We start from the raw sequence: 15,888 nt of genomic DNA on the forward strand, positions 1-15,888 counted from the left end.
TTTCTCCTTTAAATAAAATGTTTAATTAAATAAAATGTTTAATAAAAATAAAAGGCTGTAAATAGTCTTATCAGTTATTTTTACAGCCTTTTCCAACCAAGTGGGCAATTACCTGCTCCTAGAAGAGTATTATCTGGAGATTTAGACGTAACATTAATTAGGCAAGATAATACTCTTCTAGGAACAGGCAATGCCTGTTCTTGTTTTAATTAGTTATGTTTTTCTTTTCTACGAAGACCAAACGCTACACCAACAGTCATAACAAGACCTACGATAGATGCTAAAACATTTAATGCTGTAGTTTTTTCACCAGTTGTTGGAAGGACACTAGCCTTAACAGCTGGAACTTCTTCCACTGGTTTAGCAGGTGTTTCTGGTGTTGGTGTATGAGTTGTTACTTTAGCAACTAACTCACGACCATTAATAGTGTTGATGAAAGTATTTTCAACTTCACCATCTTTAATACGTTCCACTTCAATCCAAAAGTCAGCATCGAAAGTACCTTCAACACCTAGTGATTTAAGAAAATCTTCATCAATGCTATAAGCCCATTCACCTTTTTGAGCATCCCAAGTAACCTTAACAATTTTATTAATGAAATCATCATTAGTATCTTGATTGAACTCAAAGATAAAATGATAGTTTGTTCCAGCTGCGATAGTATCGCCTGCTTTAATGACTGTACCATCTTCAGTAATAACATCGTATGTTAACGTCATATCTTCTTTGGCAGTATACTCTGTACCAGTAATGACACCTTTCCAGTTTCCTGTGTAGCGGTCATGTTCAATATCTAACTTATCTTTACCATCATATTGCCAAAGTGTGTCATGATCTTTTGGAACAGTCACACCATCCAGTTTATAGTTAAAGACTTGATTAAGTCCGACTTCTTGACCATCAAGAACTGTACCATCTTTGCTAATAGCGTGTTTTTCTGGTGAAACATCTGGAACTTTTACAAAGACAATATTTGATTGATAACCATTACCAAATTCAACTTGCACAAAGGTGTTTTCAGCTTTTTCGCCTGGTTGAGCAATAACTTCAACTGGTAAGTTTACAGTAACGTTATTACCAGTTAGAACATAATTTTCGTAGTAATCTTTCAAATCATTTGGAATCCATACAATAAATTCACCATTTGGAGTAAGGTTCGCACCATCCAAGAAAGTTTGAATTTCAGTTGGAATTGGTTGACCTGCTTCAATATCATAAAATGTTCCTTTGGCAGTAATATCATTGCCTTTACTATCTGTTACAGTAGCTTTTGTTACGTCAGGTTTGACAGTCGCATCATCAGTATCATCATAAATACCTGCTGCTTTTGTTGTTGTATTAACATCAACAACTGTATTAACGTAAGTACTATAATCTGTAATCAAATGGAAGGTAACATCTTTATCAAATACTGTTTTACCATCAATATCACTACCCGCTTTATCTGTAACAGTTTTAGTTGGTTTTGGATTATCTGGAGTGTCAATTGAAGGAATATTTGAAACAACTTTATAATAACCTTTAGCGGTTGAATAAATCGTTTCAAAAGCATTATCATAATGAGCATTATCATTAAGTGGTTTACCAACAAAAACAAAACCTGGAACTTCAACATCTTGATCACGATGAGCGTTCAAAAGTGACAATAATTTAGCTGTTCCTGCAAGTTGATAACCATTTTCGGTTGTTTTAAGTGTATAATAGTCAGCATTTGCTTTAGCAGTGGCTTCACTATCTACTTCAAAACCTGCTGGGAATGGATCATTCATCACAACAGCAGTCAATTCTTCACGACCTGCTAAGAGGTTACCATTTTTTAGTACCCAGTTTACTATTGAGCCTTTAGCAACAGTTTTACCATTAATATCAACATTGTCATTGTTAGTAACTGCTTTTTCGTTTGTTGGTTTTTGAGTTACTTCAACAGGATGAACTGCTGTTTTAAGTGTAATATCATGAACAGTTGCTGAAAGAGCTGGTGTCGTTACTTCTGTTTCAACAGTAACTGGAGCAACTTCAGTAGCAAGTTTGATAGCGTGAGTTTCAGCTTGAACATTAACATCGTGAAGAGTTACAGCTTTAGGTACAGTTACTTGTCCAGGTGTAATATGTACATCTTGTACTGAAACTGGTAATAACTCTGTATATGTTGGCGTTTCAACATTTTCAACATTCACATGACGTGGTGTTACGATACTAACTTTTGCTTGTGCCCCAAAATCAGTACGAGCAACGGCAACACCGTTACCACCAGCAGTATTTCGAATAACAGTTGAATATTGATTGCTATATTGTGCAATCAGAGCGACGCCATCGGGAGCTGAGTTAAAACCAGTCAATGCACTAGTTGGAGTTGTATTTTTACCATAAGTAAGTCCTAAGTTTTCATCGACAGCAACACGGTGTCCGCCAACACCTGAATTTGTTGCAAATCCACCGCCAACACCAAGGACAGTTACGCCGTCTGCTTCTAGGAATTGACCAATATCAAAGTCTCCTAAAAGGGAAATCCAGAGATAATTATCGTTATTATCTGGTGAGTCAACACGAATAACTGTACGAATACCATCAGATTTATCGTTAACTCCGTAACGATAACCGTCTACAGCATTAATAGCACCATCTTGATTCCAAAAAACAACTTCATCTCCTGGTGATGAAAGCCCTGAAGTATCAGTATGGAACAGTACGTACGCATCGTGTCGTGAGCCATCAAGCATAGTAATAGCATTTGGAATACGATACCACTTTAGAATTTTACCCTTCCAAATTTGAGTCGTTGTACCATCTGCGTTATAATCGTATGCTTCAGCCCATTTTGAACCAATGTTACTAGTAAGATTATCACCTTGTGGCGCAACATTTCCCCAGTTCATATTTGCAACAACATGAGATTGATTAACATTACCTTTAACGTAAACAGTTGCTTTCCCTGGTTCTAGAGAACCGTTTGCAACAATTTCTACACCATTAACGTTTTGAACCTTCTTGAATTGACTTGTACCTGATTGAGTGTATCCGTTTGATCCAACGTGTTGAACCCAACCATCAGTTGCACCAAGTACATTGTTGTCATTAGCTTTCTCAAATTGAGATTTAACTCGTTCGATTTCATCTGAATTAAATTTATCAGCTGTTGCTTTATCTGTTGCATAATCACCAGTGTAATTCAACCCAGCACGATCAAACGCTGCTTTATTCTTTTTGTCTACTTCAGCTTTTTTAGCATCATAGGCATTTTTCTTTGCAGTATTTTCATTTTGAATTTGTTCGTTTTTTGCAGCAACGTCATTAACTTTATCAGATTGCTCTTTAGCAATCTTTTGCGCTTCTTCTACAGTTGTTTCAATAGTGCTAGTTTTAGTAACTGTTGTTCCAGAAGCAGTTGCCTTAGCAATAGCATCATTGATAGCTTTATTTGCAGCTGCTTGAGCATCTGCTGCAGCTTTTTTGTTAGATGAATTAGTAGTTTCAGCATTTGCTTTGGCTGTTGTAGCATCTTTTAGAGCTCGTTCTTGTTTAGCAATATCTTTTTTAGCTTCTTCAACTGAAGTGTATGTTTGTGATGTTCCTTTTGTAAGATCTAAGCCAGCATTTTGAGCTTCTTTAGTTAAATCTGAAATAACTTTATCAGCTACTTTTTGAGTTTCAGCTGCTTTATCTAAAGTTGCTGTTTGTTTATCACTATCAGCTTGAGCATCTGCTGCTGAAGTGTATGTTTTTGCATCTCCAGTTGAAACTGTTACCCCTGAAGCTTTAGCATTATCAGCCGATTTTTTAATAGCTTCATCGATGCTAGCTTGTGTTTCTTTAAATTCAGTAAGTTTAGCGACTTGAGCTTGAGCATCTGCTAAAGCTTTAGATAGATCATCATATGATTTTGAACCAGTTGTGCTGACTGTAACACCTGCTTTTTTAGCTTCTTCAAGAGCTTGTGCCATTGAATTGCTAATGGTGTTTTGAGTATCTTGAGCTTTTTTCAAATTAGCAACTTGATTTGCTAAATTTTCAAGAGCTTTTTTAGCATCAGTTGTTTTAGCACCAGCTTTAACACTCACTTTTACACCTGACCCCGTAGCTGCTTCCACTGCTTTAGGAAGTTGTTCATTGACTTGCTTTTGAGCTTCAGTCACAGTAGAAAGATTATCTACTTGTTTTTTAGCATCAACCTTGGCATCATCAACTGAAGTATACGTTTTTGCTGATTTGCTTGCTTCGGTTGAGACTTCAACACCTGCTGCTTTAGCTGCTTCTTCAGCTGTTGCTTTAGCATTGTCAACTTCTTTTTGTGTTTCAACAGCTTGGTCAATGGCTTCTTTTTGCTTGGCTAAATCAGCTTGAGCATCTGCATAACTAGAATGAGTTACAGTACCATTTTGATCTACTTCAACTCCTGCTGTTTGAGCATCAGAGACTGATTGATCTAAACCATCTGATGTTATTTTGTCAGTCATTTGACCTGTCTGCTCACCTGATTGATTGGTTAAACCAGTGTGCTCTTGACTGTTATCAGCTTGAGCATCTGCTAAATTAGTAGCATTACTATCCGAAACAATTGTTACCTCTGGTTGAGTATCAACTGTATTCGCTATATCATCAGCATATGCTGAACTTGAAAATGTAACGACTGCTCCAAGAGCAATCCCTGAAGCTAGACCTTTCGCCCATTTTTTCTTGCGGAAAAATCCGTGTCCCTTTTTGATTTGTGATTGTTGAATAAATTTATTTGACATAATAACCTTCTGGTTTTTCCTAAAAAATTACAGCAATAAAAAACGAACAGTTTATTGACATGTTCGGGTCTACTTAAAAATTGAAGAAAAGAATAAGGAAAAGTAGTTTATCGACCTGCTTAGGTCAGGAGTAAAAGACGTTATGAATAAAGCAAAAACTCTATGATTAATAACCATAGAGTTGCTTTGACATTATTTAGCTTTGTTACGGCGTACTTCAATCAATCCCCAAAGTGTCATTAGACAACCAAGAAGGATTGTAAGAATAGAACTATTTTCACCAGTTTCTGGAAGTACACTAGCTTTAACAGCTGGAACTTCTTCTACTGCTTTAACTGATGATGAAGAAGTTGAAGATTGAATTTCTACTTGAGGATCTTCAACTCGATAACCTAAAATCTTACCAGTTTTATCAACAATCGGAACTGGAGTTTTTCCTTGAGCAACAATAGCATTATATTCATCTTGCAATCGTTGTTTTTCTTGAGCATCCAGAATAGTTTGATAAGCTTTTGAAGTTGTATCATAAACCGCTTGTGCTACTGCTTGTTTAACTTGTAAGTCTTTTAATTTAAGTAATTCTGTTTCTAACGTATCAAGAGCATCTAGCAAATGAGTTCTTGCTGTTTCTTCTTGTTTTTTAGCATCAGCTAATAATTGAGGGGCAGTTTGCAAACTTGTCAAATAATGTTTAGCTTTGTCTAAATTAGCTTTTGTAGCTACGACATTTGCTTGAGCACTACTAACATTATCTTGAGCAGTAGCAAGACTATTTTGCAAACCAACTAAACGAGCTTGTTCAGCCGTAAGATTTGCTTCCTTAGTGGCTAATGTCGCTTGTTTGGTAGAAAGAACTTGTTTAGCAGATGCTAGATTAGCTTGTTTAACTGTAATATCAGCATTTAAATCATCTACTGCTTTTTGAGCTTTAACAAGACTTTCCTGTGCTTGCTTCAATGTTGATTGAGCTGAAGCAAGGTTAGCTTTAGCAGTTGGCGTTTGAATAGCTACTGACTGTGTTTGTGTTAAGGTAGCACTTGCTGACGATAATTGTGAAATTGCATTATCGTATGCTGCTTGAGCAGTAGCTTTAGCTTGTTGGGCAGTTGATTTTTTTGATTGGGCTTGTGCCAAAGTTGATTGGGCTGTTTCAAGAACTGCTTTAGCTGAAGTTAATGCTTCTTGTTTAGCTTTAATATCAGCATTCAAATCTTCTACTGCTTGAGTTGCTTTTGTTAAACGTTCTTGTGCTTTAGTTAAAGCTGTCTCTGCTAAAGTAAGATTAGCTTGAGCAGTCGGAGTTTGAACAGCCACTGATTGGACTTGCGTTAAAGCAGAACTTGCTGACGATAATTGTGAAATTGCATTATCGTATGCTGCTTGAGCTGTTGGTTTTGCTGATTGAGCTGCTGTATTAGCTACTGTTGCTTGATTGTAACTATCTTTAGCTGCATTGTAAGTGGCAGTTACATTTTCAGCTGATTTTGGATTAGCAATAGCAATTGTATCAAAATTATTATTTTTAGTTACTAGTTGATCTTCCGCAACAGAAATAAAGTGTACACCAGCAAAAGCTCCATTTTCTGATGAAGGTTTTGAAAAGTCGATAGCAAAGTAAACATGAGAATTGACATCTCCACCGCCAACAATATCTCGAGCATGGCGCCATTCATCCGCATTAAACATAAAGTCTGTGACAGCTTCATATACTCTTTGTTTTAATGTAGCAAATGTAATACAGTCATAAACTGCTGAAGAAGCCCAATCTTCATAATATTGACCACCTGTTGCTTCATCGTCAGATGGTGAAGTTGGCAATCCAAAGTATCGAGCTGCATTATTGACAGCTTTAGCATCATGACCAACTTGACCTTCGTTTATAGCTTTTGTAACATTCCAACCATCTGAAACATATCCATCAGTAACAAGATCTGCAAATTTTACAGATGAACTAGTAACTGAAACTTGTGGTGTTCCGAAAGCTTTTCTGATTTGATTAACTAAATCAGCAGCAAATTGAGATAATTCTTTAATAACATCTTCTGGAAGATCGTTAATTTGATATTTTGTTGAATTATCATCGTTAGGATTACTCTTATAGCTATTCAATTTAGCTAAGGCTTCTGATTCTTCAACTAATGTTTTCAATACTTGTTGACGTTCTTCAGAAGACAATGAATAATCATTATATTTTTTCAACGCTTCAACATAAGCTTGAGTCAAAGTAATTTTGTTAATAGCTTTATAATCATTTTCAGCTGTTTTATATGCAGCTTCAGCATCTTTTAGAGCTTGTTCAGTTTGTTGAGCTGTTACTGTTTTAGCATCTAAATCTGATTTTGTTGAAGTAACATTTTGATTTGCTGTATCAACGGCTGTTTTAGCGTTATCAATTGCTATTTGACGATTTGCATCAGCTTCTTGTGCTTCTTTCAAACCTTTTTGAGCATCAGTTAACGCTGTTTCTTTATTTGCTTTATCAACTTTAGCAGCATCAGCTTCATCCAAAATGGCTTTTTGACCTGTACCATCTAGGATTGCTTGCTTGTCATTGACATCTTTTTGTGCTGCATCTACAGCTGATTGAGCTGCATCTTCAATAGCTTGTGTCTGAGTTACCGTTGCTGTTTTAGCATCTAAATCTGATTTGGTTGACGTAACAGTTTGGTTAGCTTCATCAACTGTTTTCTGAGCATTATCAATCGCTTCTTGACGATTGGCATCCGCTTCTTGCGCTTTAGTTAAATCAGATTGTGATTGTTTAACTTGCTCTTGAGCTGAATTAACATCATTTTGGGCTTTGTCACGATTTGCAATAATTTCAGCTTGACCTGTACCGTCCAAGATAGCTTGCTTGTCGTTAACATCTTTTTGAGCTGCATCTACAGCTGCTTGGGAATCATTAACAGATTGTTGTGCTTGACTAACAACTGAAGATTGATTGCTAACCGCTTCTTGCGCTTTGTTGACTACATCTTCTGCCACTTTTTCAGCACCTTGAGCTTGTGCTACTTCTTTTTCCGCTTCTGTAACATCATTTTGGGCGGTAGCAATATTTTCTGGTGTTGCTTGATCAACGAGTTTTTGAGCTTCACTTGTTTCCTGTTGAGCTTTGTCATACGCTGTTTGTGCTTTATCTGCTGATTGTGTTGCATCACTCACAACTTGTTCTTGATTGCTAACTGCTTGGTTAGCTGTATCAAGATTAGCTTTTGCTACATCAACATCAGATTTTGTAACATTTTCTGTTGCTTGATTTTGTGCTACTTCCGTATTATTTGATACTGTCGCTAAATCAGTGTCATCAGCATGTACTTGGGTAACAACTCCAAAACTTGCTACCACTGTCGCTGCTGCTGTAACTACTTTTGCTTTATTCATAACGTCTTTTACTCCTTTAACTGCCATTTTCTTATTCTTCCTTATTTTAGCACTTTGAAATTAAATTTCTTGATTTTTGCGTTTTTTCAAGCCAAAACCAAGAACTGATAAAATGAGGGCACCTACAACTGATAAAACAGTTGAATTTTTTTCACCAGTATGCGGTAAAGTGACTGTATCACCTTGAATGGTTTTGGCTGTGTAAGTTCCATCAGCATTAGATTTAACACCTACAACTTCAGGAGCTACTTTTTCACCTGTTGAGAGAGTGACTAAACCGTCTCGAATATCAACAAGACTTGCACCGTTGTACAGTGTCACAGGATTACTACGAGTCACATCACGAACAACTTGACCAGTTACTGTTGAAGTTGTTCCGACCTGCGAAGCTCCAGCATTTTGAGCTGTTTCTGCTGTAATATTTGGATTGTTCGTTGGAACGCTTGTATCAGGAACTACGGTAGCTTTACCACCATCTGTAGTTGGGACTTCTACCTCTCCAGGCTGCTCTGATGGTGTTTCTGTTGACTTTTCAGGCTCTGTAGCTGGTTGCGTTGGTTCTGTTTCTGTTGTTTCAGATCCTCGTTTACTTCCTTCAGGAGCTTCTGTTGAAGAAGATGATGATGGAGTTGGGATATTCGATTCACTTCCAGGTGTTACTTCTGATGATGAAGGAGCAGGTGTTGGATCGACTTGCTCGGTTGATGGAGAAGTGGTCCCATCTGAAATAACTTCATCTGCATAAACTCCTGTTGATGCTGTCGCTAAAATAGCTGTTGAAAATAAAGCTAACGCTTTTACTTTTTTCATGTTTGCTCCTTTATTCTTTCCTTTGTCGATGATAACCTCTTCCTGTTAAAACGAGGACATATTTTCCGTTTCGTTTAACTCGTTCAGCGATGATAAAGTGTTTTCGCTTAATGAATTTAATAGCTGAATAAATTTCATGAAACCTTAAAATATCTTCACCAACAATTGTGATTTTACCGTTAATTGTTCTTTTTTTCTGAACAACGGCAAATTTAGGTTTGATAATAACTTGTCTTCCATCGTCAAGATAAGCCATCGCTTCACCTTGACGTCCTAAAAGACGTAAATCTGATAATGTTAAAAATGGTTTATCAGATACTTGTAGCAAGTTTGACATAACAAACTCCTTTCTTGCTTATGTGGATTTTTCCATCTGCAAAAACGCATGAGTAATACTCACACCTCTTCAAAAAGAGGTAAGCCAAGACGTGCCTGCTACTTTAGCAGGCTGTTACACCGCCTTCCTTATTCATTGTTATCCTATAGGCTTGCTGATCAGGTCGGTGTTTGTGTTAAATTATCAAAGATCTAATCAAGTAGTTTAAAGACTTGCTTGGGTCAAGAGTAATATTAAGCAGCTTTTTGTGAATGATGCTCATCGTGATCGTGTTTGGGTGATGATATAACTGTCATCTCATCGTCAGCCATTAAAGGGGTATCATGAATTTCAACTGCTAAGAAAACAAAGATAAATACAATAACTGCTGCAATTAAAACTAAGATCAAATTAACCATTTTCAATACCTTCTTTTTTCATACTGTAGTAATTTTCCGCGTTTAAATGAGCCATTCTTTTTTGTTCAAATTGACGTTCTTGCTTCAAATTCTCCAAAGATTTTAGCAAATAGGCTAATGGTGATGCACTATCCTTCGGAATACGTTCAATCATGTTTAATACTTCAGTGCTTGTAACATAACCTTCTGCTAAATATTGACCAATTTGCATTTTTTGCTTGTGAGTCATTGTCAAAACATCTGGAAAACCAAACATTTGATCATTGTATTTATCAGCAATTATTTGTAAGAGCGAATAATATTTTTGTTCAACGAATGGAATTGATTGATTTTTTGATGATGACTGATAAGTTTCAGCAGACTGTGAAAATTCGTTAGAATTTTTCTCAGTCTTTCTAGAACTAATATTCTTACTCTCTTTATTCTTACTCTCTTTATTCTTACTTGAGTCGATTTTCCCGATTTCTTGAAGTCGGATTTCCCGATTTCTTGAAGTCGAATTTCCCGATTTCTTGAAGTCGAATTTCCCGACTTCAGTTGATTTTACTGCATTTACAAAAGGTTTTGCTTCATCAAAATCCATATTTAGAATATTAATATCAGTAATAATATTTTTAACATAAATACGATTTGCTTTTGTAACACCTTGTCGAACTTCATCAATTAATCCATAACGAATAAGATCTTTTTTTAGGTTCATTACTTTATCACGTCCCCAACCTAAATCTTGAACTAGTTCTTCAATCGGATAATAAATGAAAATATCGCCATTTTCATCAACGAAACGCATATCACCTTGTTTGACGTTTGTAAGCGATGCAGTAATTCTATCTCTAAAAAGTGCGAATATTAATTTAGCTTCAGCTCGTAACTTTCGATAATATTTTGCTTTTATCATCATTTTAGGAAGTTGATAAAAGTCTTCACTATTTAGTACTTGTTCTAAGGAAATCCGTCCATATGCCATTACCTTACCTCGCCAACTTTTACCATCATGCCACCTCGACTTGGAAATTTAATCAAGTCATAGTCTTCAAGTTCTTTTAAAGAGATGGCTACTTTATTACGAGCCCAACCTGTCTGTTGCATTATAGACATAATAACTAAATTTCTTGATTGTCTTTGTTTAGCACGTAATCTTTTCTTGTCTGAATGATTCATACGTTATCCTTTCGTAACATTTTTAGCATAGAAAAAGAGAACAATTTTCATTGCTCTCTTGATTTATAGATCTATTTTTACTAATTTCTCAAAACTCTAGACACTTACTTTCAAGTTCATTTGTCTTTTTTCAGTAAATAGTTCCATTTGTTAGCAAGAAATGCTTCTCTATTTTCTCCAACTAAAAGAAAAGATGTGCCATCAAAACAATAATAGGTAATGAAATAATTGTTCTCTCTATAAAAATGATAAATAATTCTAGAATGTTGATAGGGATCTTGGAACCTAATATCACCGCACCAGTCTCAGACATATAAATTAATTGCACAATAGAAACTGTTGCGACAATAAATCTTGTCATCTCACTGTGAATTTCAGCCGCCATTATCGAAGGAACAACCATATCTGAAAAACCAACAATCATGGTTTGACTCGCAATATCTGCTTCTGGAATCCCTAAAAGTTCAAGGAACGGAAGGAATGGTGTACCTAAAATTTTAAAAATAGGTGTTGATACTGAAATAATCAAAGCTATTGTTCCGACAGTCATAATTGTTGGCATAACGCCAAACCATAAACTAAGTACTGTCTTAGAGGCATTATTGACAAAAGTCTTCATGTTTCCATTTGCTTTTGATTTATCGATGGCAAGCTTAAGTCCCCACTCTATCTTGTTATAACCATCCGGAATTACCTCAGATGTTTCTTTCTTTGGTTTAGTGTAATAACTATTTGATTGACGAGATAAGGGAGGGATATAAGGGATAATGAATGCACAGACAACACTGCTAATGATGACTGTTAGATAAAAATGGCCAAAATAATCAGTTAAGCCAACATTCTGCAAAACAACAAGACAAAAAGTGATTGATACTGCTGAAAAAGTAGTGGAAATCGTTGCAGCTTCTCTACTGGTATAATAACCCTCAACATACTGCTTATCGGTCAAAGCAATTCCAATAGTACCATCACCTACAAATGAGGCTACACAATTAACTGCTGACCGACCAGGTAGCTGAAAGAATGGACGCATAATGGGAGTTAGGAAGACACCAACAAACTCCAGTAGACCAAATTCTGTCAAAAATGGAAGAATAAAACCCGCAGCAAGGAAAATGGTAAACAAACCACCAATCAAATCAAAAAGGATAAGGCCGCCTGTCTCTTTCCCCCATACCATTTCAGGACCAATATGTAAAACCGTCATCAGACCAAGTGCCAAACCGATCAAACGAATAATCAGCCAGAAAATGGTAATGTCAGAAATTTCTTTTAGCAAGTCATTTTTTTCAATAAAGCTAGGTCTAAACAGACGATAACAAAGTGCTAACACACATGAAATAAAAATGATTAGTAAAATAATATAATGTATAGGAAAAACAGCGTTAATCCATTGATTAATTGTCTTAGAGATTACAGAGACAGCTACTGTTGTCATACCATTATATTTAAATGGAGTCATTAATAATAATACTCCAAATAACGACGGAATAATAAACCACAAGATATCTTTAATAGATATACTTTCTTTTTTCATACAATCCTCCTGGATAATATGGAATTGTTTCTAAATATACTCATAACTTCCATTGTAAAATTTTATAATAAAAAAAACAACCTTGAATTAAAGAAAATTTTACTTAGTAATACTTTAGTAATTTCTCAAAGTAAGTTCCGTCTGCCCTCCAAAACCGGAAGTTAGTGTGAAAAGGATTTTTATGGTGGAATTAAGTCTGAGACGTTTGGGTTAGAAATGAGTTTATCCATCATGACAAAACACAAACACCTAACTCTCTTAGACCGTAATGACATCCAATCTGGTTTGGATAGAGGAGAAACCTTTAAAGCCATCGGGCTTAATCTACTGAAACACCCTACTACTATCGCAAAAGAAGTCAAACGAAATAAGCAACTAAGAGAATCAACCAAAGACTGCCTAGACTGTCCGCTACTAAGAAAAGCTCCCTATGTTTGTAATGGGTGTCCAAAGAGGAGGATCAACTGTGGTTACAAGAAGACCTTCTATCTTGCTAAGCAAGCTCAAAGAAACTATGAAAAACTTTTAGTTGAATCTAGAGAAGGAATCCCTTTGAACAAAGAGACCTTCTGGAAAATAGATAGAGTGCTTTCTAATGGGGTCAAGAAGGGCCAACGTATCTATCATATCCTCAAAACCAACGATCTAGAAGTGAGTTCTTCAACCGTTTATCGACACATCAAGAAAGGCTACCTATCCATCACACCAATCGACCTACCCAGAGCTGTGAAGTTCAAAAAAGGCGAAAGAGCACACTCCCTCCTATTCCAAAAGCGATTAAAGAAGGGCGACGGTACGAGGATTTTATAGAACACATGAACCAATCAGAGCTGAACTCCTGGCTTGAAATGGACACGGTTATTGGACGGATTGGTGGAAAGGTCCTTCTCACCTTCAATGTCGCCTTCTGTAACTTCATCTTTGCCAAACTGATGGATTCTAAGACAGCTATCGAAACTGCTAAACACATACAGGTCATTAAGAGGACACTCTATGATAACAAGAGAGACTTCTTCGAACTCTTTCCTGTTATCCTAACGGATAATGGTGGGGAATTCGCTAGAGTGGATGATATTGAGATAGATGTTTGTGGACAGTCTCAACTCTTCTTTTGTGACCCTAATCGGTCTGACCAGAAAGCAAGAATCGAGAAGAATCATACCCTCGTGAGAGACATACTGCCTAAGGGGACTTCCTTCGACAACTTGACTCAAGAGGACATTAATCTGGCACTATCTCATATCAACAGCGTTAAGAGACAGGCTCTAAATGGTAAAACGGCTTATGAGCTATTCTCTTTTACTTACGGAAAAGACATCGCAAGTATACTCGGTATTGAGGAAATTACTGCGGAAGACGTCTGCCAATCTCCCAAACTATTAAAAGACAAAATCTAACCTAATCAACTAACTGATACAACCTAAACGTCTCACACTAACTTCAACCATAGCGGAACTTAATCTGAAACGCTTTCAGATGAGGATGTTTTCTTGTACCCTTTTTTTGCGATTTTTAACTCTGAAAACCTATGAAATCAAGTATTATAAAAACCAACGGAACTTAGTCTGAGACGGATTTTCGTTGGTTTTTATTGGTTTTTATCAGACTAAATTCCATTTCTACTAGAGGTGGAACTTACTTTGAGAATTTAGCTTAGTAATACTTTATAACCTGCCATTTCTTTCATTCTCTCACTTTTGATGTATTAAAATAATATAAAACTTATATTAAATAGCTAAAACGACTTAAGTCACATTAAAAAACACGCTCTAAAAGAGACGTGTTTTTTTCTATACTATTTAGTCCACTCTGAAACTTCTTTTTTGTGGTTTTTAATCCATTTTTGAGCTGCTTTAGCAGGCTCCATACCTTTATCCATATCTAACATGATAGATTCCATATCTTCTTTAGTCCACTTGAACTTATCGATAATTTTATATACTTTTGGCATATCTTTTTTCAAATTCTTGCGTGCTATTGTATTGATATGTTCTTCACCACCAAATGATTTCTTAGGATCTTTAAGGTATTTTAAATCATACTTAGCAAACATCCAGTGAGGTGACCAACCTGTAATGACTACTTGATCTTTGTTTTTGATAGCCTTCCCTAAGGTTGTTGTCATAGCTCCTGTTGATGCTGATAACAACTTCCAACTTGAAAGGTTTGGATAATCTTTAAGGGATTGTTTAGCAGACTTCATAATACCTGCACCTGGTTCGATACCTGTAATTTGTTTATCTGCTTGATTTGATAATTCTTCAATACTATTTACGTTCATGTATTTAGGAACAACTAAACCTATTTTGACGTTCTCAACGTGAGGACCTAAGTCATCTAAACTATTTTTGTATTTATTAAAATATTGCCCGTGGGTCTTTGGTAACCAAGCACTTGTTGTAAAATCAGCATTCCCATTGGCGACTGTTTGCCACATGACCGCATTGTCAAGTGGTGTCAATTCAACATCATATCCTTTAGATTTTAAAACTTCAGCAATAACGTTGGTTGAAGCAACTTCTGAATCCCATTGGACATAAGCTATCTTCACTTTTTGACCTTTGGCTTCATTTCCTGAAGTCATATTGACAACAATGCGACCAAGAGCTGCTAGAATGAAGAGAGCCAGGGCCCCTAAACCTACCCATTTTTTAACTTTTGATGTTTTAGCTTGCTTCTCACCCGGTTTGGAATTAAAGAATTGACTAACACGGTCTAACACGATTGCTAAAATAACTAGCGATAGACCACTAACAAATCCTGTACCAATATCAGCATGTTGAAGCGCCGATAACACCTCACGACCAAGTCCAGGTGCACCGATCATAGATCCTGTAACCACCATAGAAAGAGCCAACATCATAGTTTGATTGATTCCTGCCATAATAGTGTTCTTAGCAAGTGGTAGTTCAACTTTGAATAATTTTTGCTTAACTGTTGAACCAAATGAATCAGATGCTTCTATTAATTCAAGTGGGATTTCACGAATAGCCAAGTTAGTAAAGCGCACTGTTGGAGGCAGAGCAAATACAACAGAGGCAAAGACACCTGGTACCATACCGATACCAAAGAAGGCTACTGCAGGAATAAGGTAAACGAATGCCGGCATAGTTTGCATAAAGTCAAGAATTGGATTAACAACTTGTTTAACTTTATCACTTTTTGCCATCCAAATACCTAGTGGTACACCAATAATAATAGAAATTAAACTTGCTACTAAAACCAAGTTAAAAGTATTAATCAACTGTTCCCACAGCCCTTGGTTATAGATAAATAGCAAACCAATGAAAGTAAATGTCGGTAATTGCCATTTTTTCTTAGCTAAGAAAAATACAGCAATTGTAATTAGTACAATAAAAAGTAAAGGATTAATGAATAGTAATGTTTTTGTCATCCAATCCATCAATGCATTACCGATTGTCTGGATAAAGTCAAATAAACCAGAAAAAGTTTTCGTAATCCAATTGGTCGTTGACTCTACAAATGGTGCGACCGGTAACTTATGTTGTAATAAATTTTCCAAAATGATTT

9 protein-coding genes and 1 pseudogene are annotated in these 15,888 nt (G+C 36.1%); 1 reads left to right on the forward strand and 9 read right to left on the reverse strand.

The features are described 5' to 3' along the window. Positions 1 to 209: 209 nt before the first annotated feature. The 8 genes from EGX96_RS03300 to EGX96_RS03330 form a co-directional block, all read right to left on the reverse strand. Positions 210 to 4,733: an SspB-related isopeptide-forming adhesin gene (locus tag EGX96_RS03300; protein WP_000066170.1), complete on the reverse strand. Its 4,524-nt coding sequence runs from the start codon at positions 4,731 to 4,733 to the stop codon at positions 210 to 212. 192 nt (positions 4,734 to 4,925) lie between these two features. Beyond that, entirely contained in the window at positions 4,926 to 8,141 is a 3,216-nt protein-coding gene (locus EGX96_RS03305; protein ID WP_000268727.1) for an SEC10/PgrA surface exclusion domain-containing protein, read from the reverse strand. A 33-nt stretch (positions 8,142 to 8,174) separates the two neighbouring features. Continuing rightward, positions 8,175 to 8,924 carry an LPXTG cell wall anchor domain-containing protein gene (locus EGX96_RS03310; RefSeq protein WP_000756051.1) on the reverse strand — a complete coding sequence of 250 codons (750 nt, stop codon included), beginning with the start codon at positions 8,922 to 8,924 and terminating at the stop codon, positions 8,175 to 8,177. A gap of 10 nt (positions 8,925 to 8,934) precedes the next feature. Beyond that, positions 8,935 to 9,261 (reverse strand): hypothetical protein, encoded by a 327-nt coding sequence (locus EGX96_RS03315; RefSeq protein WP_000067506.1) that lies wholly within the window; start codon positions 9,259 to 9,261, stop codon positions 8,935 to 8,937. Between the two features lie 233 nt (positions 9,262 to 9,494). Further along, on the reverse strand, positions 9,495 to 9,659 hold the full coding sequence (locus EGX96_RS11090) for a hypothetical protein (RefSeq protein ID WP_017646570.1): 165 nt from the start codon (positions 9,657 to 9,659) through the stop codon (positions 9,495 to 9,497). Beyond that, positions 9,652 to 10,626: a replication initiator protein A gene (locus tag EGX96_RS03320; protein WP_000323285.1), complete on the reverse strand. Its 975-nt coding sequence runs from the start codon at positions 10,624 to 10,626 to the stop codon at positions 9,652 to 9,654. The genes EGX96_RS11090 and EGX96_RS03320 overlap by 8 nt, the downstream gene beginning before the upstream one ends. After that, the gene (locus EGX96_RS03325; RefSeq protein ID WP_001016565.1) at positions 10,626 to 10,820 is read right to left on the reverse strand and encodes a hypothetical protein; all 195 of its coding nucleotides are present in this window, start codon (positions 10,818 to 10,820) and stop codon (positions 10,626 to 10,628) included. Before EGX96_RS03325 ends, EGX96_RS03320 begins: the two co-directional genes overlap by 1 nt. A gap of 181 nt (positions 10,821 to 11,001) precedes the next feature. Continuing rightward, entirely contained in the window at positions 11,002 to 12,357 is a 1,356-nt protein-coding gene (locus EGX96_RS03330; RefSeq protein WP_000712231.1) for a YjiH family protein, read from the reverse strand. A gap of 231 nt (positions 12,358 to 12,588) precedes the next feature. Here EGX96_RS03330 and EGX96_RS03335 point away from each other — a divergent pair. Further along, positions 12,589 to 13,754: pseudogene (locus tag EGX96_RS03335) on the forward strand (IS30-like element ISSag9 family transposase). 398 nt (positions 13,755 to 14,152) lie between these two features. On the opposite strand, the gene EGX96_RS03340 reads toward EGX96_RS03335, so the two are convergent. After that, positions 14,153 to 15,880, reverse strand: a complete 1,728-nt coding sequence (locus EGX96_RS03340; RefSeq protein WP_000429363.1) for an ABC transporter permease/substrate binding protein — start codon at positions 15,878 to 15,880, stop codon at positions 14,153 to 14,155. Positions 15,881 to 15,888: the final 8 nt, after the last annotated feature.

It is taken from the genome of Streptococcus sp. FDAARGOS_520 (assembly GCF_003812685.1).
Lineage (GTDB): Bacteria > Bacillota > Bacilli > Lactobacillales > Streptococcaceae > Streptococcus > Streptococcus agalactiae.

Excerpts from the sequence above, each read along its gene's own strand:
- EGX96_RS03320 (WP_000323285.1), bottom strand. The coding sequence starts at position 10,626 with ATGGCATATGGACGGATTTCCTTAGAACAAGTACTAAATAGTGAAGAC.
- EGX96_RS03315 (WP_000067506.1), bottom strand. The coding sequence starts at position 9,261 with ATGTCAAACTTGCTACAAGTATCTGATAAACCATTTTTAACATTATCA.
- EGX96_RS03330 (WP_000712231.1), bottom strand. The coding sequence starts at position 12,357 with ATGAAAAAAGAAAGTATATCTATTAAAGATATCTTGTGGTTTATTATT.
- EGX96_RS03300 (WP_000066170.1), bottom strand. The coding sequence starts at position 4,733 with ATGTCAAATAAATTTATTCAACAATCACAAATCAAAAAGGGACACGGA.
- EGX96_RS11090 (WP_017646570.1), bottom strand. The coding sequence starts at position 9,659 with ATGGTTAATTTGATCTTAGTTTTAATTGCAGCAGTTATTGTATTTATC.
- EGX96_RS03310 (WP_000756051.1), bottom strand. The coding sequence starts at position 8,924 with ATGAAAAAAGTAAAAGCGTTAGCTTTATTTTCAACAGCTATTTTAGCG.
- EGX96_RS03305 (WP_000268727.1), bottom strand. The coding sequence starts at position 8,141 with ATGGCAGTTAAAGGAGTAAAAGACGTTATGAATAAAGCAAAAGTAGTT.
- EGX96_RS03325 (WP_001016565.1), bottom strand. The coding sequence starts at position 10,820 with ATGAATCATTCAGACAAGAAAAGATTACGTGCTAAACAAAGACAATCA.